Below are 20,576 nucleotides of genomic sequence, written 5' to 3' on the forward strand. Positions count from 1 at the left end.
CCCTGTGCGGTCCCATGCCCTGCCCCGCCCCTCCGGCACCCGGCGTTGACGTGGGATGCAGTACCTAGGAGGCTGGCCGTCAGCGCCCCGCGCATGGCCGGCACCGATCTTTCCCGCACGGAAGCGCCGCATCGAGGATTCCCACCCGGATGAGCACCACGTCCCAATCCGCTGTCACCCGCACCGACGGCGCCGCGCTGCGCCGGTCGATCTCCAATACCCTCAAAGGCTCCGCCGGCAACCTGGTGGAGTGGTATGACGTCTACGTGTACTCGGTGTTTGCCGTGTACTTCGAATCGCAGTTCTTCTCGCCCGAAGACAAGAACTCCACCATGTACGTGTGGGCGATCTTCGCCGCGACCTTCCTGATGCGCCCCATCGGTGCCTGGTTCTTCGGCCGCTTCGCCGACCGCCACGGCCGCCGCCTGGCGCTGACGGTGTCGGTCACGCTGATGGCCGTCTGCTCCTTCCTCATCGCCATCACCCCCACCGCGGCCAGCATCGGCATCTGGGCGGCGATCATCCTGCTGTTCGCCCGTCTGCTGCAGGGCTTCGCCACCGGTGGCGAATACGGCGCCAGCGCCACCTACATGTCCGAGGCCGCCATTCCCGGCCGCCGTGGCTTCCTGTCCTCGTTCCACTACGTCACCCTGGTCGGCGGCCATGTGCTGGCGCAGCTGACCCTGTTCCTGATGCTGAACTTCTGGGGCAAGCCGGAAATCTCCGAGTTCGGCTGGCGCATCGCCTTCGGCATCGGCGGTATCGCTGCCGTCGTGGTGTTCTGGCTGCGCCGAGGCATGGACGAGACGATGGAAGAATCGTCAATCGAAGCCGCGCGCGAAGGCAAGGCGAAGAAGTCCGGTTCGATGTACGAACTGATCGTGCACCAGTGGCGCCCGCTGCTGCTGTGCTTCCTGATCACCGCCGGCGGCACCATTGCCTTCTACACCTATTCGGTGAACGGCCCGAAGATGATCCAGAGCGCGTTTGCCGCGGATGATCCGATGACCGCTACCCTGGTCAACCTGGGCGTGCTGACCTTCCTGATGGTGCTGCAGCCGGTGGGCGGCTGGTTGTCGGACATCATCGGCCGCAAGAGCCTGCTGGTGTTCTTCGGCGTGGGCGGCGTGCTGTACAGCTGGTACCTGATCACCCAGCTGCCGCACCAGCATGATGCCACCCTCGCCTTCCTCACCCTGGCGCTGGGCTTTGTCATCCTCACCGGCTACACGTCCATCAACGCGGTGGTGAAGGCCGAACTGTTCCCGACCCACATCCGTGCACTGGGCGTGGGCCTGGGCTATGCGCTGGCCAACTCGCTGTTCGGTGGTACCGCGCCGCTGCTGTACCAGGGCGCGCTGAAGACCGGCCACGTGGACTGGTTCGCAATCTACGTGACCGCCACGATCGCGGTATCGTTGGTGGTCTATGTCTTCTTCCTCACCAACAAGGGCCCGAACTGGCTCGACGGCACCCGCAAGTAAGGGCGTCGTGATCGCAGCCATCGGTGCAATGCCGGTGGCTGCTGCGTCTCCGGCATCGCCGCTGATGTGGATCGCGGTGGTGCTGGCCGCAGCCACGGCGCTGGCCTGGCTGCTGCGCCGCCCCAGCGCGCAGGTCTCATGGCCGCGTATCGGCTTCGGGGTGGCGCTGCTGGTGTTCTGCGCCGCGCTGGCGCTGCAGCTGGCGGTGGACCTGGGCAGCGGCCACAGCTCCCTGGCAATGAGTACCCACCCGCGCGGCGGGCAACTGCACCCGATGGGCATGCGCACGATGGCGGCGTGCTATCTGGCGGCGCTTGCTGCCAGCGGCTGGGGCGCGTGGACGCTGCTGCGCCGGCGCCGGTGAACGCGCGGTAGTGCCGGCCGCTGGCCGGCAACGCCGTATTCCTTCCGAAGGTTCATGAGGTTGCCGGCCAGCGGCCGGCATTACCTTCAGCGGCGGGCGGCTTCGCTCTGCTCGCGGGCGCCGTGGAATTCCGAATCCTTTTCCCACGTCGGCCAGCGGCGGCTGTTGGCCAGCTCGGCACCCAGGTCGTAGACCAGCAGGGTGTCGGCAGCGTGGCCGGCCGGGTCCCAGCTCGGGGTCCAGGCATCGCAGGCCTGGTGGTAGCAGTCGGCGAAGTACTTCTCGCGCAGTGCGCGACCGGCTTCAACGCCGCCGTCCAGCTTGTCCAGGCCTGGGCCGATAGTGATGGCCGGCACGCCCAGGCGGGCGAAGGCGAAGTGATCGGCGCGGTAGAAGAAGCCGGCTTCCAGGTTCGGGTCCGGGCTGTAGCTGCGGCCGCGGGCCTTGGCCACCCGTTCCAGGTCACCTTCCAGCGATACCCGGCCCTTGCCCCACGAGGCGATGTCACGGGTCGCGCCATCCGGGCTGAACATTTCGATGTTCAGCACCGCCGCGGTCTTTTCCAGCGGCGCCAGCGGATGCGCAGCGTAGTAGCTGGCGCCCAGCAGGCCCTTCTCTTCGGCGGTCAGCGCAACGAAGTACAGGCTGCGCTGCGGCTGCGGGCCGGCGGCGAACACGCGGCCCAGTTCCAGCACGGTGGCCACGCCGGTGGCGTTGTCGATGGCGCCATGGCGGATGCGGTCACCCTTGGCATCGGGCTGGCCGATGCCGAAGGCATCCCAGTGCGCGGAGAAGATCACTGCCTCATCGCCGTGCTCGCCACCGGGCAGCTTGGCTACCACGTTGCGGGTCACCACCTGCTCGCGCTTCAACGCGAAATCCACGCTCAGCTTCGCGTTGTCCAGCTCCACCGGGCGGAAGTCGGCTCGCATGGCCTTGCGCTTTTCGGCATCGAAATCCAGGCCGGCGTCGGCAAAGATCGCCTCGGCCAGTTCGCGCTGCATCCAGCCGCGCAGCGGCGTGTGCTGGGCCATCGCTTCGGCCTGGCCGCGCTCGATGTCGAACAGCGGCGAGGTACCCGAGCTCTTCACCGTGGCCCAGCCGTAGGCGGCCGGCGCGGTCTCGTGCACGATCAGCACGCCCTCGGCGCCACGGCGTGCGGCTTCTTCGAACTTGTAGGTCCAGCGGCCGTAGTAGGTCACCGCCTTGCCATCGAACGCGCCCGGCGCCTCGGCCTCGAAATCGGCGTCGTTGATCAGTACCACGGCAATCTTGCCGTGCAGGTCCACGTCCTTGTAATCGTTCCACTGGCGCTCCGGTGCGTCGATGCCGTAGCCGACGAACACCAGCGGCGCGCTCTTGATCTGCACGCGCTTGCGCGGCTGCAGGCTCTGCAGGGTCACGTCCACGCCGTTGGCCAGCGTGCGCTTGCCCTTCTTCAGCTGCAGGCTGGCCTTGGCCGGGCCATCCAGCTGCGCACGCACCAGCGGCACCGGCTGCACCCAGCTGCCATCGGCGCCGCCGGGCTGCAGGCCGTAGCTGCGGAACTGCTCGATCAGGTACTGCACGGTGCGTTCTTCGCCTGCGCTGGCCGGTGCGCGGCCCTCGAACTCGTCCGAGGCCAGCACCCGCACGTGCCGCGACAGTGCCTGCGGATCGATGCCGCCACCGGGCAGGTCGTTGGCCGCATGGGCCAGGCCCCCGACGAACAGGCAGGACGACAGCAGCAACACGCGCATCGGGTTCACGGCAATACCACGGCAGGAAGGGGAGTCACCAGAGTGTAACGTGGTCGTGACACCACGGCGCAGCCGTGCCGGTCAGCGGCGTGCGCGGTCCAGCCAGCACGCCAGGCCCTGCGCGTTGAGTTCGATGTCCATCGCCAGCACGGCAGTCACCGCGGCCTGGTCCAGCGCGCAGCCATGCTGCTGCGCACGCTCCAGGTACAGCGCCTGCAATGCAGCCAGCAGGCAGCGGTGGCGGTCGGCGCGCTCATCGCACTGGCGGCCGATCGCCGCCATCGCATCGATCTGCTCGAGCAGGTCCGCCGCCAGCTTCTGCACCTGCTGCACGCGACCGTAGTGGGTCAGGTACATCGCCTGCGGCCCGTAGCCCAGCATGCGCTGGATCGAGGCCTTCATCGCCTCCGGATCGAACTGCACCGGCGATGAGGTGGGGAAGATGAAGGCGCCCTGCGTACTGTCCAGTTCGCGGTAGGAAATGCCGAATGTGTCGCCGGTGAACCAGCTGCGGCTGCGTGCGTCCCACACGCAGTAATGGTGCAGAGCGTGGCCCGGTGTGTGCAGCAACAGCAGCTCGCGGCCGGCCAGGTCGATGCGGTGGCCATCCTCGGCCACCACCACGCGGTGTTCGGGAATGGCCTCGATGCGGCCGTAGCTGCGCGCGATTTCCTCGGCCCCGTAGACGGCGGTGGCACCGGCAATCAACCGGGTGGGGTCGATCATGTGCGGTGCGCCGCGCGGATGCAGTACGGCCTTGGCATTGGGCAGCTGCTGCATCAGCAGGCCGGCGCCACCGGCGTGGTCCAGGTGCACATGGGTCAGCAACAGCCAATCCACCGCATCCACGCCCAGCCCGGCATGGGCCAGCGCCTGCAGCATGGCGGGCACGGAAAGGCCGGTGCCGCAGTCGACGAAGGCAGCACGGCCGTTTTCGACGATGAGGTAGGCAGCATCGAAATCGGGCCGCTGGAAGCCGGTATCGATGGTGTGGATGCTGGGATCGGCGGTCATCGGCACGCACCTGGCAGGATCAGGAACAGATGCCCATGGTAGGCGCCTGCGCAGGGGCGGTTCGATGCGGCTTTGGTCGGAGGGGGCGATTCTGTAGAGCCGAGCCCACGCTCGGCTGCCTTTCTGCCAGACATCAGCCGAGCATGGGCTCGGCTCTACGGGGGCGCGTGCAGTCAAGCATGGTTTACCGGGCCAGGTACCGCGGCCGCAGCAGCAGGGCCAGCACCAGCACCGCCAGGAAGGCACCATAGGCGTACAGCACGGCCAGCACCTGCGGCCAGATCGGCCCGGCGCCGGGCTGCACGCGGCCGATGTGGTAGCCCCACAGCATGGCGGCGATGCTCAGGACGAAGGCCAGCGCCAGGCTGGTGCTGTCGAACAGGCGCCGCCGCAGGGTGCGCGGCTGGCGCGGGAACAGCCAGTACAGGCTGCCCAGCAGCAGGAACCAGGGCAGGAACAGCAGCAGCGACAACCAGGCCATCGCAGACTCCATGTCATCGCGCCGGGGGCGCGTGGGCATCATGCCATGGGCGGTGTGGTCGGGTAGAGCCGAGCCCATGCTCGGCTGCTTTTCCGCCCAGCCGAGCGTGGGCTCGGCTCTACAAGGGCGTAGCAGGTCAGGCCGCTTCGCGCAGCACCGCCAGGGCGGCCAGCACGGCGTGCACCTCGGCTTCCAGCTTGAACAGCTCGCTCTGCAGCTGGTCGCCCTGCTCGGCCTGCTTGATCACGGCGATCAGCTGGCCGGCATCACGCGGCGAATCGAAGCCTTCGCTCTGGATCAGCAGGGTGCCATCGCCGGCGGTCAGCTTGAAGTAGAAGCGGCCGTCCTTTTCACGGTACTGCTTGAACAGCGGCGGCGCGGCGCGGGCCACGCCGGCGTCCTCGCTGGCGATGTCGCCCGCACTGGACAGGTCACGCAGGCCCACCGCGTGGCGCAGTTCTTCCAGCAGCGGGGCCGCCAGCTGCTCGCGCAGCTGCTGGCCACGGCGCTTGAGCAGCGCTTCGATCTTTTCCGGCTCGGCCATCAGCGCGTTGTAGCGCTCGCGCAGCGGCGACAGCTCGCTGTCGATGCGCTCGAACAGCTGCTGCTTGGCATCGCCCCAGCTGATGCCCTCGGCGAAGGCCTTGGCGAAGGCGGCGGTCTGTTCCGGGGTGGCAAAGGCCTGGTACATCTGGAACAGCGCCGAACCATCGGTGTCCTTCGGCTCGCCCGGTGCACGCGAGTCGGTCAGGATCGAGAACACCAGCTTCTTCAGCTCTTCGCGCGGCACGAACAGCGGAATGGTGTTGTGGTAGCTCTTGCTCATCTTGCGGCCGTCCAGGCCGGCCAGGGTGGCCACCTGTTCGTCGATCACCACGTCCGGCAGCGGGAAGTACTCCTTGCCGTACACGTGGTTGAAGCGCTGGGCGAAATCGCGCGCCATTTCGATGTGCTGGATCTGATCGCGGCCCACCGGCACCTGGTTGGCCTTGAAGATGAGGATGTCGGCGGCCATCAGCACCGGGTACATGAACAGGCCAGCGCTGATGCCGGCATCTTCGTCCACGCCCTCTTCGCGGTTCTTGTCCACCGCCGCCTTGTAGGCGTGGGCACGGTTGAGGATGCCCTTGCTGGCGATGGCGGTCAGGAACCACATCAGCTCGGTGGTCTCGCGGATGTCGCTCTGGCGGTAGAACCACACGTGTTCCGGGTCCAGGCCGCAGGCCAGCCAGCTGGCCGCGATCTCCAGGGTCGCGCGCTGGGTGCGCTGCGGATCCTGCGATTTGATCAGGCTGTGCAGGTCGGCCAGGAAGAAGAAACTCTCGATGTCCGGCGCGCGGCTGGCGGCGATGGCCGGACGGATGGCGCCAACGTAGTTGCCCAGGTGGGGCGTGCCGGAGGGGGTGATGCCGGTAAGGACTCGGGTCGTCATGACTGCGTGGGGTAACCTTCAATGAACGGGGCCAGTTTACCGTGCACACGGCCAACCCCGTCAGGGCCTGCGGCGCGTTCATTCACCCAACCCCGCTGGAGACGCCCGATGAAACGCTTACTGCCCCTGCTGCTGATCCTGCCCCTGGCCGGCTTCCGCCCGGCCCCGCTGCCGCCGCCGGTCGCCCCGGACGGGCCGGTGCGGATGACCCTGGTCGACCGCGACCGCGGTACCGAACTGCGCAGCTACCCGGCCGACGGCCAGCGCTGGGTGGCCGGCGAGCGCGGCCACCGCTATGCGGTGCGCCTGTACAACGACAGCCCGCGGCGGGTGCTGGTGGTGCTGTCGGTGGACGGCATCAATGCCATTTCCGGCGAGGATGCCAACCCCTCGCAGACCGGCTACGTGCTCAACCCGGGCCAGAGCGCGGACATCACCGGCTGGCGCAAGAGCCAGGACGAAGTGGCCCAGTTTGTCTTCAGCAGCCCCGGAGGCAGCTATGCCAGTCGCACCGGGCGGCCGGACAACATGGGTGTGATCGGCATTGCCGTATTCAACGAACGCACGCTCTGGCGGCCGCAACCCAGCCCCATCCTGCGCCGCCCGGCCTCGCCCGAGCCGATGGCCGAGGCGTCGGCAGCGGCCAGCGCCGACAGCAGCGCCAGCCGCAGCCGCATGGAGGGCTACGCCAGTAAATCGCAGGCCCCAGCGCTGGGAACCGGCCACGGCGACCGCGAGACCTCGCAGGTGCGCGATACCCAGTTCCAGCGCGCCAGCCCCCGCCCGGCCTACGTGGTTGAGCTGCGCTACGACAGCGCACGCAACCTGCGCGCGCGCGGCATCGTGCTGGATGGCCCGTCACGCCGGCCTGGCGAACCGCAGGCCTTCCCCAACCGCTACGTGCCCGACCCGCCGGTACGCTGAGGCGGACAGCACGACGCCCACACCATCAAGGTGCGGGCGCCGGGCTGTGGGGGCATACCGGGTAGAGGCGGGTGCCGTGGGGGCGCGCCCCGGACTTACTTGAAGTCCGGATAGTCCTTGCGGACACTGTCGGAGAACTCGTGCACTTCCTTCTCGGCACGGTCCTTGGCCCAGCCATAGCGTTCCTGCAGACGGCCCGCCAGGTACTCGGCGTTGCCCTCGGCCACATCGAAATCGTCGTTGGTCAGATCGCCCCACTTGGCCTGTGCCTTGCCCTTGAGCTGCGACCACTTGCCGGAAATGATGTCTTTGTTCATTGCTGGAACCCTTGGTTGCAACGGCGTTCTTACCGTGGTTCCAGCTTCGCGCACCGGCTGTTGATCGACGGTCAACCTGCAATGAAATGCATGCTCACGTGCTTGAATGGTTCACTCCGCCTGCACCGTACAGCGCGTGCGCCGGACAAACACGCGGGCAAGAAAAAGGCCGGGGAGAGATCCCGGCCTTTTCCGTGTTCGGCACCACCCCGGGCTCAGTTGCCCTTGGCGGCATCCTCGACCTTCTCACCAGCCTTCTGCACATCCTTGCCGGCACCGGCAACGGTGTTGCAGCCAGCCAGCATGGCCACCGAGAACATCGACAACAGCATCAGGGCAACTACACGCTTCATGGTCTTCTCCTGGGGTTCGCCACTACATGGTTTTCCATCGCGCTGGGCCATCCCGCAGTGGGAAGGCCTCGCGTGAAGTGCAATCTGGCGTCTGCCGCGTGCAGCGAGTGTGAACAGGAGCGGGAGCCATTCAGGCGAATGCCCGAAGGCCGTCAATCGCGCATCAGGGTGGACTTGCCGAACAGGCTCTCGACCAGATCCACCGCCAGTTCCGCGGTGGCGTTCTGCTTGTCCAGCAGCGGGTTCAGTTCAACGATGTCCAGCGAGCCCATGCGGCCGCTGTCGGCGATCATTTCCATCACCAGCTGCGCCTCGCGGTAGTTCACCCCGCCCGGCACCGTGGTGCCCACGCCCGGGGCGATGCTGGGGTCCAGGAAATCCACATCGAAGCTGACGTGCAGGTGGGTGTTCTCATCGATGCCGGCCAGCGCGGCTTCCACGGTGCGCTTCATGCCGTTCTCGTCGATGTAGCGCATGTCGTACACATCGACCTTGTGGGTCTTGATCAGGCGCTTCTCTTCCGGGTCCACCGAACGGATGCCGATCTGGTGCATCTGCGCCGGGGTGATGGCCGGGCTGCTGCCACCCAGCTGGGTCAGCGCGTCCGGGCCAAGGCCGCACAGGCAGGCTACCGGCATGCCGTGGATGTTGCCCGAGGGGGTGACATCGCTGGTGTTGAAATCCGAGTGCGCATCCAGCCACAGCACGCGCAGGATCTTGCCCTGTTCGCGGCACCAGCGGGCAACGGCGGTGATCGAGCCGATGCCCAGGCAGTGGTCGCCGCCCAGCATGATCGGCATGCGCCCGGCCTGCAGCTCGGCATAGCTGGCGTCCATCAGCGCACGGTTCCAGGCCACCACTTCATCCAGGTGGCGGTAGCCCTGCACCGGCGTGGTCCACGGGTTGCGCGGGCCGTCCAGGTTGCCCAGGTCGCGCACGTCCACACCGCGCGCCTCCAGCGCCTCGGGCAGGCCGGCCACGCGCAGCGCTTCCGGCCCCAGCCGTGCACCGCGATGGCCCGCGCCCACATCGGTGGGTACGCCGATGAGGGATACGGAAATGGGATGGGCCATGGGTGCCTCCTGCGAACGAAAAAGAAGCACAGTCTAGCCAGAGGGATGTGACACCACTCGCGGCGGTGCAGCAGGACATTGGCATGGCATGATGCCGCTCGGACCCGACCGTCCCTCATGGAAGATTGCGATGTCGCCCTTCATCAACACCGCCTGGCCGCGCTTTTTCATCGGGGCACTGCCCATCGCCCTGCTTGCGGTTTTTCTGAGCAGCTCAATCGATGCGTCGCCAAACGGCTGGCTGATGCAAGCGACGCTGCTGCTGGTGCCGTTCTCGACCCTGGTATTCCTCGGATTGGGGTGGCAGCGTGTGCGCAAGGTACACGCCGAACACCCGATTCTGAAAAGCGAGCTGCTCCGTGTGCTGACAGCGTTGATCGGCAACGTGAAGGTGGCGGCGCTATGGTTCGGCCTGACCTTCGTTGGCATGTTCGCCCTGATCCTGGCGTGGGTGCTGCTGTATAGGTCCTGCGGCTGACGCCGGCCCCAAGCCCGCTGCACGCTCAGCTTCCGCGGCGGCGAACCGGCGTTACGCTCTGCACCTGGCCGTTGTTGCGCATCATGCACAGGAAGCGACCGTCGGGGTAATCGATGATGAGCTCCTGGTAATCGCTGCCCACCGGCACCTGGGTCACCAGCGTGCCCTGCGCACCCTTGCGCATGTTGCAGGAACCCAGCGCCGTATCGCCCGCCGGCGCGCGGTTGGCCGCCGTGGACACATTGCGGAACACCGCGCGGCAGCCGCCAATCACCCACACTGAATGCCGCGAAAGCCCCCAGTTCTGGCCCTGCTCGCAGCGGGTGTGGCTGAGCTGGCGCACGATTTCCACGTTGCCACGGGTATCCATGTCACACGACACCTGGCGCTGGTCGGTGGATTCGCAGGTGACTTCGCTGGGCAGCGCAGCGCCCTCGTCATCATCGCGGTGGCGGCGGTCGTGCCGCGCTGCAGCTGCCGGGGTGCCGCTGCTACTGACCTGGCAGATGCCGTTGGCACCACCGCGGCCGGTGTAGCTGATCTGTGGTGTGCCATCGTCACCGGTGCTGATCGACAGGGTCACTCCGCTCTGCGCATCGCGTGCTTCAACGTATCGATCGTTGAAGCGCTTCAAGGCCGCTTCGCGCCCCTGTACGTAGACCGGCCCGCCCTCGTCGGCGTGGATATCCAGCCCGCCCGGGCAGGTGGCGTTGAAGAACGGCACCGCGGCCATGGCCGGGGCGGCGAATACGGTGCACAGCAGTGCAGCGGCAAGGGAAACAGCGTGGCGACGCATGATCGGTTCCCGGAGCGGCCCATAGGGGCGGATGGCGACAGTATGCGGCGCGACGAACCGGGCCGGTCGTGAGGAATATCAAGAATCCCGCACCCGGCCCGCCAGCGATGACGTCACGCGCGGCCGCTATCATCCCCACACCCCAAGGATGATCGGACCACACATGGCCCTACCTGCCCCCACCCACGCCCAGCAGGCACTGCTGGATCTGCAGCAGCGCATCCACGCCTTCGGCCTGGACACCGCCGGCGAGTACGAGCTGGATATCGAAGACCCGGCCGGGCCGTTGTGGTCGGCACTGCGGACCCGGCTGACGGTGGCGCCGCTGTACGGCGGCCTGCATGTGGAGTTTTTCGGCAACCCATGGGACGAGCCGTTCGCCTGGACGCTGGCCTGCCTGTCCGACCCGGAGGTGGCCGCCGGGGTGATGTCGCTGTGCTTCACCGGCGGCGATGAAGGCGCCAACGGCACCCGCGAGTGGGAGTTCACCGCCTTGCTGGACAGCCAGGTGCAGTTCCCGCGCCTGCGCTCGCTGGTGATCACGCCCACCGCGCCGGAGCACCACAACGCGTCGCTGGTGCAACGCGCGGGCACGATCATGGAAGAAGGTAGCGAGATTGCCCGCTTTGCCAGCCGCGCGCCCTACCTGACCGAACTGGTGGTGCCCAATGCACCCGATGCCAGCTTCTTCGAGGTAGCGCTGCCGCACCTGAACATCCTGCAGATTGGCGGCGGCTGCGACACCCAGCACTTCATCGAACACCTGGCCGCATCGCGCAACCTGCCCGCGCTGGGCCTGCTGGATTTCACCGAGTCCACCGAACTGCAGTTCACCTGGGCCGATGTGCGTGAGGCCGAGGCGGTGACACCATTGGCCGCCTACGAGCGGCTGTTCGCCAGCGATGCATTCGGCCCGGTGCACAGCTTCCGCCTGCGCAACAGCGCGCTGTCGCTGGAACAGCTGCAGGCGCTGCAGGCCATGCGGCCGGGACTGCAGTTCATGGTCATCCAGGCGGGCATGGGCGGCTATGTCAGCCATTTCGAGAAGAACGTATTCCCGTGGCGGCATCTGGTGCCGGGGGATACGGGGCAGCGCTGAGGGGTGGTGCTTGGTGCCGCGTTGATTGTGTGCACGGATGGATGCGTCGGTATCGCCAACGCTCGCAAAGACCGCGCGGCGGCTGGGCTGGTGCGCGCTGCACCTGACCCAGCGTCCTACAATCACAGGCTCATTGCATCGGACGCAATCAATGAAGCTCCGCCACCTTGATCTGAGCATGACCCGTTTCGCCGTACAGCCGCGCGGTGCAGTGCCCTTCCGGCATACCGCGCACCATGTGGCCGAGGTGTTCATGGCATGGCTGCCCGGCATTGAGTTGAATCGCAGCAGCAAGATTGTGATCGGCTTCGGACCTCGTGGCGACGAGGAGATTTTCGACGGTACGCTGGGAGTGACCTCGCGTTATATCGAGGATTTCGACTTCGCACGATTCGAAGCCTTGGACGCGCGGTGCAAGGACGAGGCACTGTTGGACGCGCTCACTGGCGTACTACTCAACTTGCCGGGCAGCGATACAGCCAGAGCGCAGATTGAAGCGGCGCGCGTGCGGACTCTGGAAAGCGGGTTCGCCAACCGGGCGCTGGTCAAGAAAAGCTGAGCCAGCGCTCCGCCGCTCACCCGGTGTGCGTGTATCGCGAACTGGGCCGCGCATGCGGCGAATCCTGGTACTGCGAGGTTACCGACCGCAACAACGGGAACCGCGTCGAGGTACCGATGGGCGACACGCCCGGCTATCTGGATCGACGTGAGTTCTTCGCCAGTTCACGACTGGACGGCGGTGTTTTCACGGTATTTTCCCGATTGAAACAGGAAACGTTCCAGCATCCATTGCGTTAGCTACCGGCGACTGACGTCGTGTTCCTGCCGGTGGTCCTGCTCGCCTTGTGGGGCGGAGTGGTGCCGCTTATCCGAATCGAACGGATGACCTACTGTTTACAAGACAGTTGCTCTACCAACTGAGCTAAAGCGGCATGGGTGCTTCACCAGCGGCGCAGCCGCGGTGGGGGGATTCTAGCGCAACCGCGTACATTCCAGCGACCGCAGCTGTGCAGCACCGCTGCGCTGCTGGGCCTGCGCCGGCTCGCTGCCGGCGGCCAGCTGCCCTTCCAGCCACCACTGGCCGGCATCGCCACTGGCCACCAGGCGCGGCTGGAAGCCAGCGGCCTGCACGGCGGCGATGCGGCGCTCGGCACCCTCGCGGTTGCGGTACTGGCCCAGGGCAATGGCGTTGCTCTCTTCGCCCTGGCTGATGATGTAGTAGTCGCTCAGGCCGGCGGCGACGATGCGCTTGACCGTGGCCTGGGCGTCTTCGCGGCTGGCGGCGGCGGGCAGCAGGACGCGGTAGCGGGCACTGCCACTGGCGGCCGGCTGCTCGCGCAGGCGTGCCGGAGCCAGCAGGCTGCCGGCCCGGCCTTGGGCGGCAGTGGCGGCAGCGCGGTCGGCGAACGGGCCCAGCGCGACACAGCGCGGCGGTGCGGCGGGCTTTTCCGGCGCCGGCTTTTCCACCACCGGCTCGGTCGGCTTGGCGGCGGCGACAGCGGGTGCAGCTTCAGCCGGCTTTGGTGCGTCCGCCGGCGGCGCCAGCGTCGCGGCTGCCGGTGCAGGCGCTTCGGCAGCGGCCACGGCGGCGGTCGGCGCGACTTCGCGTTCCACCAGCGCTGCGGTCGGTGCGGCGGCGACGGTCTGCGCCACGGCAGCGGCATCGGTGCCGCCGGGCAGCCAGCGCAGCTCGGCCACGCCGGTGGCAGGCTTCGCCGCTGCGGCAGGGGCAGGCTCGCTGCGCAGCAGCCACCAGCTGGCAACGCCAAGGTTGAGGATGGCCAGGACGACGATCAGGGCACGGGTCAGCATGCTGCCGATACTAGCCTGCGGGCTGGTGCACCGCCCAGCGGGCGAGGCCGTCCAGCACCAGCGACGGGTGGTAATCGGCGCCGTCCAGCAACGGCATCAACGCCGGTGCGCCGCCGCCGTGCACCAGCAGCGCGGGGGCCACGCCCAGCAGCGCCTGCGCCTGGCGCGCACTGCGTTCCACCAGGGCCACGGCGGCACCGTCGCAGCCGGAGGCCAGCGCATCGGCGGTATCGTTGGCGAATTCGCTGTAATCGCCACCGCTGGCCGGTAGCTGCACCGCACGCGCGTGCAGCGCTTCGCGCATGGTGGTGGGCGATGCGGAAATACGGCCGCCGTGGTGCTGGCCGTCGGCATCGAGCAGATCGATGGTCAGCGCGGTACCCACGCCCACCACCAGCACCGGGCGGCGCGCGGTGGCGGCCGCCAGCAGGGCCAGGAAACGATCGACGCCGAACTTTTCCGGCTTGGCGTAGGCAATGCGCACGCCCGCGCATTCGGCACTGGTGCGCACCACGCGCACATCGCTGAAGCGGGCCTGCAGCTGCTGCAGCATGGCGGTGGTCAGCGACGGTGCGGCCACGCTGGCGACAAACGCGGTGCCGCCGCTGGGCAGGCTGTGCGGCGGCTGCGCGGCCATGCCTTCGGCGCCATGCGCCCAGGCCTGCACATCGCCGGCGCGGTCACCCTGCAACGGCGCGAACTTGAAGCGCGAATTGCCGAGGTCGAACAACCAATCGCTCATGCCTTCCTCACGCTCACTTCGCCGGCATGCAGCAGGCGCTCGTGGCCATCAATGCGCACGCGCAGGGCGCCATCATCGGCCAGGCCCAGTGCGGTGCCGTGCTGCCATTGGCCCTCCAGCTCCACGCGCACCTCGCGGCCGGCCAGCATGTCGAACGCGGCGTAGCGCGGCAGGAACGGGGCCAGGCCCTCGCGGTCGAATACGTCCAGCGCCGGCAGCAGGCGCGCCAGCACGGCGGCCACCACCACGTTGCGGTCCACGTGGGTACCGGCCAGGGTGTCCAGGTCCACCCACGGCTGGGTGATCTGTTCGGCGAAGGCCGGCGGCATGTGCACGTTGATGCCGATGCCGATGACCGCGCGTGCCGGGCCGGCGTACTCGCCGCCGCCTTCGGCCAGCAGGCCGACCAGTTTGCGGCCATCGACCAGCACGTCGTTGGGCCACTTCAGCTGCGTCTGGGTGTAACCCAGGTCGTGCAGCGCTTCGGCCACGGCGACGCCGGCCACCAGGCTCAGACCCGCCAGGCGGCCCAGGCCACCGGCGAACAGGCGCAGCACCGACAGGTAGACATGGGCGGCCAGCGGCGAGGCCCAGCTGCGGCCGCGGCGGCCACGGCCGCCAGTCTGGCGCTCGGCCAGCAGGACGCAGACGCCGCGCTGGGGCGCGCTGCAACGCAGCAATTCGGCGTTGGTGGAATCGATCGTCCAGGCCACCTGCAGGTCGTGCAGCAGGGCGGTGGCGTCGGCAGGCAGGTGCGCGCGGATGGCCGCGGGGTCCAGCAGATCCACCGGGCGGGTCAGGCCGTAGCCCTCGCCGGCGCGGCCCTGGATATCCACACCGGCCGCTCTAAGCCCTTGAATACGCTTCCAAATGGCCGCCCGGGTCTGGCCCAGCTCACGGGCCAGGGCGTCGCCGGACAGGCGACCGGCAGCGAGTTTGGCCAGCAATTGGCGATCGTCCACGGCAGCTTCCACAAGGTCAGGACGGAATTATGCGGGAAAGCCGCCAGCGACGCCCGCCGGGGGGGTGCGGGACGGGCTTCCATTCCGGGCGCGGGTTCGGGCTAGAATCGGGAACTCACCTTCCCTTAACGTGGATGTCGTCAATGCGCCGTTATGCCCATTGCCTGATCCTGCTGACGATGCCCTTCGCGGCGTCTGCAACGGCAGCGCTGGACGACAGCCGCGGGGCCTGCGTGTATTCCAATGGCGATGCCGCTTCGCAACGCGCACCGTCGGCAACCGCTTCGACCGCCACGGCCAAGCCGGCACCGGTGCGTCCGGCGGCCAGCAGCGCCACCAGCAGCGGGGGCGGCGGCAGCGACGACGATGTGCTGCAGCGCATCCGCGCACCGAAGTGGCACAGCTACCTGCCGGGTATGTTCCGCTGATCAAGTCGTTGCTGCAGTGGCTGCGGCCTGCGCCGCGGCCGATTGAAGATGCTGTGTGGGACCAGGCCTGCGGCCGCGCCGCGTGGCTGCGGGGCCTGGGCGATGAACGCCGTGCCCGCCTTCGCGTGCTGGCCACGCGCTTCCTGCATGAGAAGACCATCACCCCCATTGGCGACCTGCAGCTGCAGGTGGCCGACGGCGTGCTGTTGGCCGCACTGTGCTGCCTGCCGCTGTTGGAATTCGGCGAGGTGGGCCTGGAAGGCTGGTCGCAGCTGATCGTCTACCCCGATGCGTTCCGCGTGCACCGCAGCCACATGGATGCGGCCGGCGTGCTGCACGAATGGGATGACGAGCTGATTGGCGAATCGTGGGACAGCGGGCCGTTGATCCTGTCTTGGGCCGATGTGCAGGCCGACCTGGCTGCGCCGCACGAGGGCTACTGCGTGGCGGTGCACGAGATGGTGCACAAGCTGGATGCGCTGGATGGTGCGATGGACGGCACGCCGCCGTTGCCGCGCGCGTGGCAGCGCGAGTGGGCCGCGGTCTTCCAGGCGTCCTACGATGCGTTCTGTGCGCAGGTGGATGCCGGTGTGGAAACGCTGATCGACCCGTACGCGGCCGAGGCGCCGGAAGAGTTCTTCGCGGTAGCCAGTGAGTACCACTTCTCCGCACCGGAGCTGCTGGCGCAGGCGCTGCCGGAGGTGGCTGCGCATCTGCGGCGGTTCTATGGTGAGCCGCCGGCTGAAAGCAGTCGAGCATGGCTCGACTCTACAGAGAAGCGGTAGCGCCGGGCCGTGCCCGGCGGATCGGATTGCCGGATCGTTACGGGCCCGGCGGCAGGCGCACTTCGAATCGGGCGCCGCCCAGTTCGCTGGAACGGGCCACCAGCAGTTCGCCGCGGTAATCCTTGATCAGGTCCTGCACGATCGACAGCCCGATGCCGTGGCCCTGCACGCGCTCGTCGCCGCGTACGCCACGCTGCAGCACCTTGCCGATGTCGTCCGGGGCAATGCCCGGCCCATCGTCATCCACCGCCAGCAGCAGGCCTGCGCGGCGTGCGTTCGGTGCCGGCAGCGGCTGTGCGGTCAGCAGCACCCGGCGCTTGGCCCACTTGAAGGCGTTTTCCAGCAGGTTGCCCAGCAGTTCCTGCAGATCGCCCGGTTCGCCGTGGAAGCGCGCGGCCGGGTCGATATCGAACTCGCACAGCACGCCCTTCGATGCGTAGACCTTTTCCAGGCCGCGCACGATTTCCTCGGCGTTGGATTCCACCGGCAGCGGCGCGGAGAACAGCTTGTGGCCCGACGAGGCGGCGCGCGCCAGCTGGTAGGACACCAGGTTGTTCATGCGCTGCAGCTGTACGTCCAGTTCCTCGCGCAGGGCGCCATCGCCGGCGCCGCTGTCCATCTGCGTGCGCAGCACGGCGATAGGGGTCTTCAGGCTGTGCGCCAGGTCGGCCAGGGTATTGCGCTGGCGCTCCAGGTTTTCGCGCTCGCTCTCAATGAAGGCATTGATGCTGTCGGTCAGCGGCTCCAGCTCGCGCGGGTGGCGTTCGCTCATGCGCTCGGTTTCACCGCGCTGGACCTTGGTCAGCTCGGTGATCACCCGCCGCAGCGGGCGCAGGCTCCACTGCAGGATGACCGTCTGCAGCAGCAGCAGGATCAGGCCGATGCCGCCCAGGTAGAACCAGACGCGGCTGCGGAACACGCGCAGCTGCGCACCCAGCGCGCGCGAGTCTTCCATCACGTAGATGGTGTACGGGAATTCGGTGGCCGGGTCGGCGTCGGCGTCCCACACCAGGCCCAGGCCATAGCGGTACACCGAGCCCTGGCTGCCGTCGATCTGGATCATCGGCAGCGGGCCTTCGAACACTTCCTGGCGCGGGGCCAGCAGGCCGCCGCCCACGGTGGGCAGCATGGGGCCTTCGGCGGACATGGAATTGCCCTTGCCGTCCGGCATCACCACCTGCAGGTACAGGCCACTGCCTGGCACGTCGAAACGTGGATCCGGTGGCTGCTCGCGGATGTACAGCGAGCGGTCGCGGGTGAAGTCGATGCCGGCCGCGTAGGCGGTGGCGTAGTTCTTCAGGCGCTCACGCAGGTTCGCCTTCGCCGTATCGGCGAAGGCGGCATCGAGCGCGTAACCGGCCAGGGCCAGGAACGCGACCAGACCCACGGAGGCGGCGAACAGCTGGCGCGCCTGCAGTGAGCGCGGCCGCCAGCGTCGGAAGAACCACAGACGGCCGGACATCGTTTATCGCCTTGAGGAAGGCTCAGCCCTCGTTGCGCGGGATCGCGAAACGGTAGCCGCGGCCACGCACGGTCTCGATCGGCTTCAATTCGCCGTCCGGGTCCAGCTTCTTGCGCAGGCGGCCGATGAACACTTCCAGCACGTTCGAGTCGCGGTCGAAATCCTGCTGGTAGATGTGCTCGGTGAGGTCGGCCTTGGAGACCAGTTCACCGGCATGCATCATCAGGTATTCCAGCACCTTGTACTCGTAGCTGGTCAGGTCGACATTGCTGCCGGTGACGCTGACCGTCTGTGCTGCCAGATCCAGGGCGACCGGGCCGCATTCCAGGGTGGGCTTGCTCCAGCCGGCGGCACGGCGCAGCAGCGCGTTGACGCGGGCCAGTAGCTCTTCCACATGGAACGGCTTGACCAGGTAATCGTCGGCGCCCTGCTTGAGGCCTTCGACCTTGTCCTGCCAGCTCGAGCGCGCGGTCAGGATCAGCACCGGGAACTTCTTGCCTTCATCGCGCAGGGCCTTGATCAGCTCCATGCCCGACATCTTGGGCAGGCCCAGGTCGATGATGCCGACGTCGAACGGCACTTCGCGGCCCATGTACAGGCCTTCCTCGCCGTCCTGTGCGGCATCGACGGCAAAACCTTCGCGCTTGAGCCGGGCTGCCAGGGTCTCACGCAGCGGGGCTTCGTCTTCGACCAGAAGGATACGCATGAACTCTCCCTAGTGTCCTGGGTGTGGCCCGGAGGCCTGTGGGTACGGTTGATAGCGACAACTATCCCTGTTCAGGGGTTATCGCCGCGTAGTGATGACATATCCGACCGCGGCGTGCGCGGCTGTGAACGTGCCGGGGCGGGATCATCCATGTAGCGGACCCGGCCCCGGTCATCCATGTATTTGACCCGGTTGATGTCCCGACCATCGAACGGCACCCGCTCGGCGCCCAGGATGTGGCCACCGGTGGTGCGCTGCACCCGGCGGACCGCATCGGACAGCGAGCGCTCGTCGCCACGACCGCTGCGCTCGCCCCGGTCCATCATTTCCGCGCGCCCCTGCTCGCCGCGCGGTGGCTGCTGTGCCAGCGCTGCAGAAAGGGGGGCAGCCGCCAGGACCACGCAGGTGGCCAGGGCAATGCGGCGGTGGATGGGAGCGGAAGACATCGATGCGATCCTAGCCGAGCACGGCGATTCGTTCAAAAGTCGTAAATCCGGGGAACCGGATACGGGACCCGGTCTTTACATTTCCTTTGCAAATGATTGGTTTGCGGCGGTGAATCCGATCTGAACTTTTCCGGGTGCTCTCCGGCGTCGTTCATCTAAGTGAACATTCGGGACGAATCCAGGCGCCTTGTCAAGTCAGGAACGTGACTGGGATCACGCTGCGGCGCGATCTGACCCGCGCTCGGTGACCGCCAGGGCCTGTTCGATCAGCGCCCAGTCGGCGCCGGGGCGGTGCGCGCCCTCGCTCAGCACCTGGCGGAAGGCGCGGCCACCGGGCTGGCCATGGAACAGGCCCAGCAGGTGGCGGGTGATGTGCTTCAGGGCCAGGCCCTCGCCCAGGCGGGCCTCGATGTAGGGACGCAGCGCGCGCAGCAGTTCGGCGCGCGGGCGCAGTGCGGCGCCGGTCTGCAGCGCTTCCAGCTGATGCAGCAGGTAGGGGTCGTGGTAGGCCGCGCGGCCCAGCATCACGCCGTCAACGTGGGCGCCCTGGGCCTGCACGGCCTCCACCGTAGCCAGGCCACCGTTGATCACCACCGGCAGTGCCGGGCGCTCCTGCTTGAGGCGGTAGGCCCAGTCGTACTTGAGCGGCGGCACTTCGCGGTTTTCCTTGGGCGAGAGGCCCTTCAACCACGCATTGCGCGCGTGCACCACCACCATGGCGGCACCGGCCTGGACCTGGCGGTCGACGAAGCCGGCGAACACGTCGTAGTCGTTGTCCTCGTCCACGCCCAGGCGGCACTTCACCGTGACCGGAATGTCGACCGCGGCGACCATGGCCGCGACGCACTCGGCCACCAGGGCCGGTTCGCGCATCAGGCAGGCACCGAAGCGCCCGGCCTGCACCCGGTCGGACGGGCAGCCGCAGTTGAGGTTGACCTCGTCGTAGCCCCAGTTGGCGGCGATGCGCGCGGCCTGCGCCAGCAGGGCCGGATCGCTGCCGCCCAACTGCAGGGCCAGCGGCTGTTCGCTGGCATCGAAGCCGAGCAGGCGCTCACGGCCGCCGTGGATGACCGCATTGGCGTGCACCATTTCCGTATACAGCCGCGCGCCCGGCGCCAGCACGCGATGGAACACGCGGCAGTGGCGGTCGGTCCAATCCATCATGGGGGCAACGGACAGGCGCAGGGAATCGGCGTAACGGGCGGTGGCGGACGTCATCGGGGTGTTGATCGTGGAGACTGGCATTGCCAGTGAGATCAATAGTTTACACCGGACGGCTGAATGGCGAGGGGCGGATTTGGGCGAGTGCGGCGAACCTTGACGCGTCTGCCAATTGAACGATGTATCCTTCTGGATACGATCGACCGATGGCATCCCTGCACGCAACAGCGGCATTTACGCGGTGGCTTGAGAATCTCGAAGATCTGAGGGCTCGAGCAGTGATTGTCGAGCGGCTGCAACGCGTGGCGCGCGGTCTGCAGGGGGACGTTCGATCCATCGGCAGCGGCGTGAGCGAACTGCGGATCGGTTATGGCCCCGGGTACCGGGTTTACTTCACTCGCCGGGAGGGGGTCATCGTCGTGCTGCTGATCGGTGGCGACAAATCGACGCAGCCTCGCGACATCAGGCGAGCCATCGCCATGGCCCGGATGGTGTAGCCCACTGTATTCCGCATCAGG

General features: G+C 67.6%; 25 protein-coding genes and 1 tRNA gene. 10 read left to right on the forward strand and 16 right to left on the reverse strand.

Features of this window, described 5'->3' with window-relative positions; translation table 11 throughout:
• Nucleotides 1-149: 149 nt before the first annotated feature.
• Both ACM2ZB_RS13785 and ACM2ZB_RS13790 read left to right on the forward strand, forming a co-directional pair.
• A complete protein-coding gene (locus ACM2ZB_RS13785) occupies nucleotides 150-1,484 on the forward strand; it encodes an MFS transporter (RefSeq protein WP_313437966.1) in 1,335 nt (444 codons plus the stop codon).
• A gap of 64 nt (nucleotides 1,485-1,548) precedes the next feature.
• Nucleotides 1,549-1,848, forward strand: a complete 300-nt coding sequence (locus ACM2ZB_RS13790) for a hypothetical protein (RefSeq protein WP_416058553.1) — start codon at nucleotides 1,549-1,551, stop codon at nucleotides 1,846-1,848.
• An 86-nt stretch (nucleotides 1,849-1,934) separates the two neighbouring features.
• On the opposite strand, the gene ACM2ZB_RS13795 is transcribed toward ACM2ZB_RS13790, so the two are convergent.
• The 4 genes from ACM2ZB_RS13795 to ACM2ZB_RS13810 all read right to left on the reverse strand — a co-directional run bounded on the left by ACM2ZB_RS13795 (nucleotide 1,935) and on the right by ACM2ZB_RS13810 (nucleotide 6,514).
• Complete coding sequence (locus tag ACM2ZB_RS13795) at nucleotides 1,935-3,587, reverse strand: M28 family metallopeptidase (protein ID WP_416058554.1); 1,653 nt, start codon at nucleotides 3,585-3,587, stop codon at nucleotides 1,935-1,937.
• Nucleotides 3,588-3,668: 81 nt separating this feature from the next.
• A complete protein-coding gene (locus ACM2ZB_RS13800; protein ID WP_416055852.1) occupies nucleotides 3,669-4,601 on the reverse strand; it encodes an MBL fold metallo-hydrolase in 933 nt (310 codons plus the stop codon).
• Nucleotides 4,602-4,785: 184 nt separating this feature from the next.
• Nucleotides 4,786-5,082, reverse strand: a complete 297-nt coding sequence (locus ACM2ZB_RS13805; protein ID WP_416055853.1) for a hypothetical protein — start codon at nucleotides 5,080-5,082, stop codon at nucleotides 4,786-4,788.
• Nucleotides 5,083-5,218: 136 nt separating this feature from the next.
• Nucleotides 5,219-6,514: a tryptophan--tRNA ligase gene (locus ACM2ZB_RS13810; RefSeq protein ID WP_416055854.1), complete on the reverse strand. Its 1,296-nt coding sequence runs from the start codon at nucleotides 6,512-6,514 to the stop codon at nucleotides 5,219-5,221.
• A gap of 108 nt (nucleotides 6,515-6,622) precedes the next feature.
• Here ACM2ZB_RS13810 and ACM2ZB_RS13815 point away from each other — a divergent pair, with 108 nt between their 5' ends.
• Entirely contained in the window at nucleotides 6,623-7,438 is an 816-nt protein-coding gene (locus tag ACM2ZB_RS13815; RefSeq protein WP_416055855.1) for a hypothetical protein, read from the forward strand.
• A 95-nt stretch (nucleotides 7,439-7,533) separates the two neighbouring features.
• On the opposite strand, the gene ACM2ZB_RS13820 is transcribed toward ACM2ZB_RS13815, so the two are convergent.
• From ACM2ZB_RS13820 to rocF, 3 genes are all read right to left on the reverse strand, one after another.
• Entirely contained in the window at nucleotides 7,534-7,755 is a 222-nt protein-coding gene (locus ACM2ZB_RS13820; protein ID WP_079224919.1) for a CsbD family protein, read from the reverse strand.
• A 215-nt stretch (nucleotides 7,756-7,970) separates the two neighbouring features.
• Nucleotides 7,971-8,108, reverse strand: a complete 138-nt coding sequence (locus tag ACM2ZB_RS13825) for an entericidin A/B family lipoprotein (protein ID WP_053520147.1) — start codon at nucleotides 8,106-8,108, stop codon at nucleotides 7,971-7,973.
• A 152-nt stretch (nucleotides 8,109-8,260) separates the two neighbouring features.
• Entirely contained in the window at nucleotides 8,261-9,181 is a 921-nt protein-coding gene (rocF, locus tag ACM2ZB_RS13830) for an arginase (RefSeq protein WP_416055856.1), read from the reverse strand.
• 130 nt (nucleotides 9,182-9,311) lie between these two features.
• Between rocF and ACM2ZB_RS13835 the strand changes: the two genes are divergently transcribed.
• Nucleotides 9,312-9,659 carry a hypothetical protein gene (locus tag ACM2ZB_RS13835; RefSeq protein ID WP_313437983.1) on the forward strand — a complete coding sequence of 116 codons (348 nt, stop codon included), beginning with the start codon at nucleotides 9,312-9,314 and terminating at the stop codon, nucleotides 9,657-9,659.
• Nucleotides 9,660-9,684: 25 nt separating this feature from the next.
• Here ACM2ZB_RS13835 and ACM2ZB_RS13840 read toward each other — a convergent pair whose 3' ends face one another.
• A complete protein-coding gene (locus tag ACM2ZB_RS13840) occupies nucleotides 9,685-10,455 on the reverse strand; it encodes a DUF3011 domain-containing protein (RefSeq protein WP_416055857.1) in 771 nt (256 codons plus the stop codon).
• 163 nt (nucleotides 10,456-10,618) lie between these two features.
• On the opposite strand from ACM2ZB_RS13840, the gene ACM2ZB_RS13845 reads away from it, so the two are divergent.
• From ACM2ZB_RS13845 to ACM2ZB_RS13855, 3 genes are all read left to right on the forward strand, one after another.
• Nucleotides 10,619-11,554: a hypothetical protein gene (locus ACM2ZB_RS13845; RefSeq protein ID WP_416055858.1), complete on the forward strand. Its 936-nt coding sequence runs from the start codon at nucleotides 10,619-10,621 to the stop codon at nucleotides 11,552-11,554.
• Between the two features lie 178 nt (nucleotides 11,555-11,732).
• Nucleotides 11,733-12,113 (forward strand): hypothetical protein, encoded by a 381-nt coding sequence (locus ACM2ZB_RS13850; protein ID WP_416055859.1) that lies wholly within the window; start codon nucleotides 11,733-11,735, stop codon nucleotides 12,111-12,113.
• A gap of 29 nt (nucleotides 12,114-12,142) precedes the next feature.
• Entirely contained in the window at nucleotides 12,143-12,352 is a 210-nt protein-coding gene (locus tag ACM2ZB_RS13855; RefSeq protein WP_416055860.1) for a hypothetical protein, read from the forward strand.
• 58 nt (nucleotides 12,353-12,410) lie between these two features.
• Here ACM2ZB_RS13855 and ACM2ZB_RS13860 read toward each other — a convergent pair.
• The 4 genes from ACM2ZB_RS13860 to birA all read right to left on the reverse strand — a co-directional run bounded on the left by ACM2ZB_RS13860 (nucleotide 12,411) and on the right by birA (nucleotide 15,070).
• Nucleotides 12,411-12,486, reverse strand: a tRNA-Thr gene (locus ACM2ZB_RS13860).
• A gap of 40 nt (nucleotides 12,487-12,526) precedes the next feature.
• Entirely contained in the window at nucleotides 12,527-13,366 is an 840-nt protein-coding gene (locus tag ACM2ZB_RS13865; RefSeq protein WP_416055861.1) for an SPOR domain-containing protein, read from the reverse strand.
• 10 nt (nucleotides 13,367-13,376) lie between these two features.
• Nucleotides 13,377-14,108, reverse strand: a complete 732-nt coding sequence (locus ACM2ZB_RS13870) for a type III pantothenate kinase (RefSeq protein ID WP_416055862.1) — start codon at nucleotides 14,106-14,108, stop codon at nucleotides 13,377-13,379.
• On the reverse strand, nucleotides 14,105-15,070 hold the full coding sequence (gene birA / locus ACM2ZB_RS13875) for a bifunctional biotin--[acetyl-CoA-carboxylase] ligase/biotin operon repressor BirA (RefSeq protein ID WP_313437999.1): 966 nt from the start codon (nucleotides 15,068-15,070) through the stop codon (nucleotides 14,105-14,107). The genes ACM2ZB_RS13870 and birA overlap by 4 nt, the downstream gene beginning before the upstream one ends.
• A 143-nt stretch (nucleotides 15,071-15,213) precedes the next feature.
• On the opposite strand from birA, the gene ACM2ZB_RS13880 reads away from it, so the two are divergent.
• Together ACM2ZB_RS13880 and ACM2ZB_RS13885 are read left to right on the forward strand one after the other, a co-directional pair.
• Entirely contained in the window at nucleotides 15,214-15,498 is a 285-nt protein-coding gene (locus tag ACM2ZB_RS13880) for a hypothetical protein (RefSeq protein WP_416055863.1), read from the forward strand.
• On the forward strand, nucleotides 15,465-16,283 hold the full coding sequence (locus ACM2ZB_RS13885; RefSeq protein WP_416055864.1) for a zinc-dependent peptidase: 819 nt from the start codon (nucleotides 15,465-15,467) through the stop codon (nucleotides 16,281-16,283). The genes ACM2ZB_RS13880 and ACM2ZB_RS13885 overlap by 34 nt, the downstream gene beginning before the upstream one ends.
• 37 nt (nucleotides 16,284-16,320) lie before the next feature.
• Here ACM2ZB_RS13885 and ACM2ZB_RS13890 read toward each other — a convergent pair whose 3' ends face one another.
• From ACM2ZB_RS13890 to dusA, 4 genes are all read right to left on the reverse strand, one after another.
• Nucleotides 16,321-17,745 carry a sensor histidine kinase gene (locus tag ACM2ZB_RS13890; protein ID WP_313144326.1) on the reverse strand — a complete coding sequence of 475 codons (1,425 nt, stop codon included), beginning with the start codon at nucleotides 17,743-17,745 and terminating at the stop codon, nucleotides 16,321-16,323.
• Between the two features lie 22 nt (nucleotides 17,746-17,767).
• Nucleotides 17,768-18,451 (reverse strand): response regulator transcription factor, encoded by a 684-nt coding sequence (locus ACM2ZB_RS13895; protein ID WP_079224892.1) that lies wholly within the window; start codon nucleotides 18,449-18,451, stop codon nucleotides 17,768-17,770.
• 71 nt (nucleotides 18,452-18,522) lie between these two features.
• Nucleotides 18,523-18,897 carry a hypothetical protein gene (locus tag ACM2ZB_RS13900; RefSeq protein WP_416055865.1) on the reverse strand — a complete coding sequence of 125 codons (375 nt, stop codon included), beginning with the start codon at nucleotides 18,895-18,897 and terminating at the stop codon, nucleotides 18,523-18,525.
• A 213-nt stretch (nucleotides 18,898-19,110) separates the two neighbouring features.
• The gene (gene dusA / locus ACM2ZB_RS13905; protein WP_416055866.1) at nucleotides 19,111-20,142 is read right to left on the reverse strand and encodes a tRNA dihydrouridine(20/20a) synthase DusA; all 1,032 of its coding nucleotides are present in this window, start codon (nucleotides 20,140-20,142) and stop codon (nucleotides 19,111-19,113) included.
• Between the two features lie 122 nt (nucleotides 20,143-20,264).
• Between dusA and ACM2ZB_RS13910 the strand changes: the two genes are divergently transcribed.
• Complete coding sequence (locus ACM2ZB_RS13910; protein ID WP_416055867.1) at nucleotides 20,265-20,555, forward strand: type II toxin-antitoxin system RelE/ParE family toxin; 291 nt, start codon at nucleotides 20,265-20,267, stop codon at nucleotides 20,553-20,555.
• Nucleotides 20,556-20,576 lie beyond the last annotated feature (21 nt).

The organism is Stenotrophomonas maltophilia (genome assembly GCF_047782825.1).
Lineage (GTDB): Bacteria > Pseudomonadota > Gammaproteobacteria > Xanthomonadales > Xanthomonadaceae > Stenotrophomonas.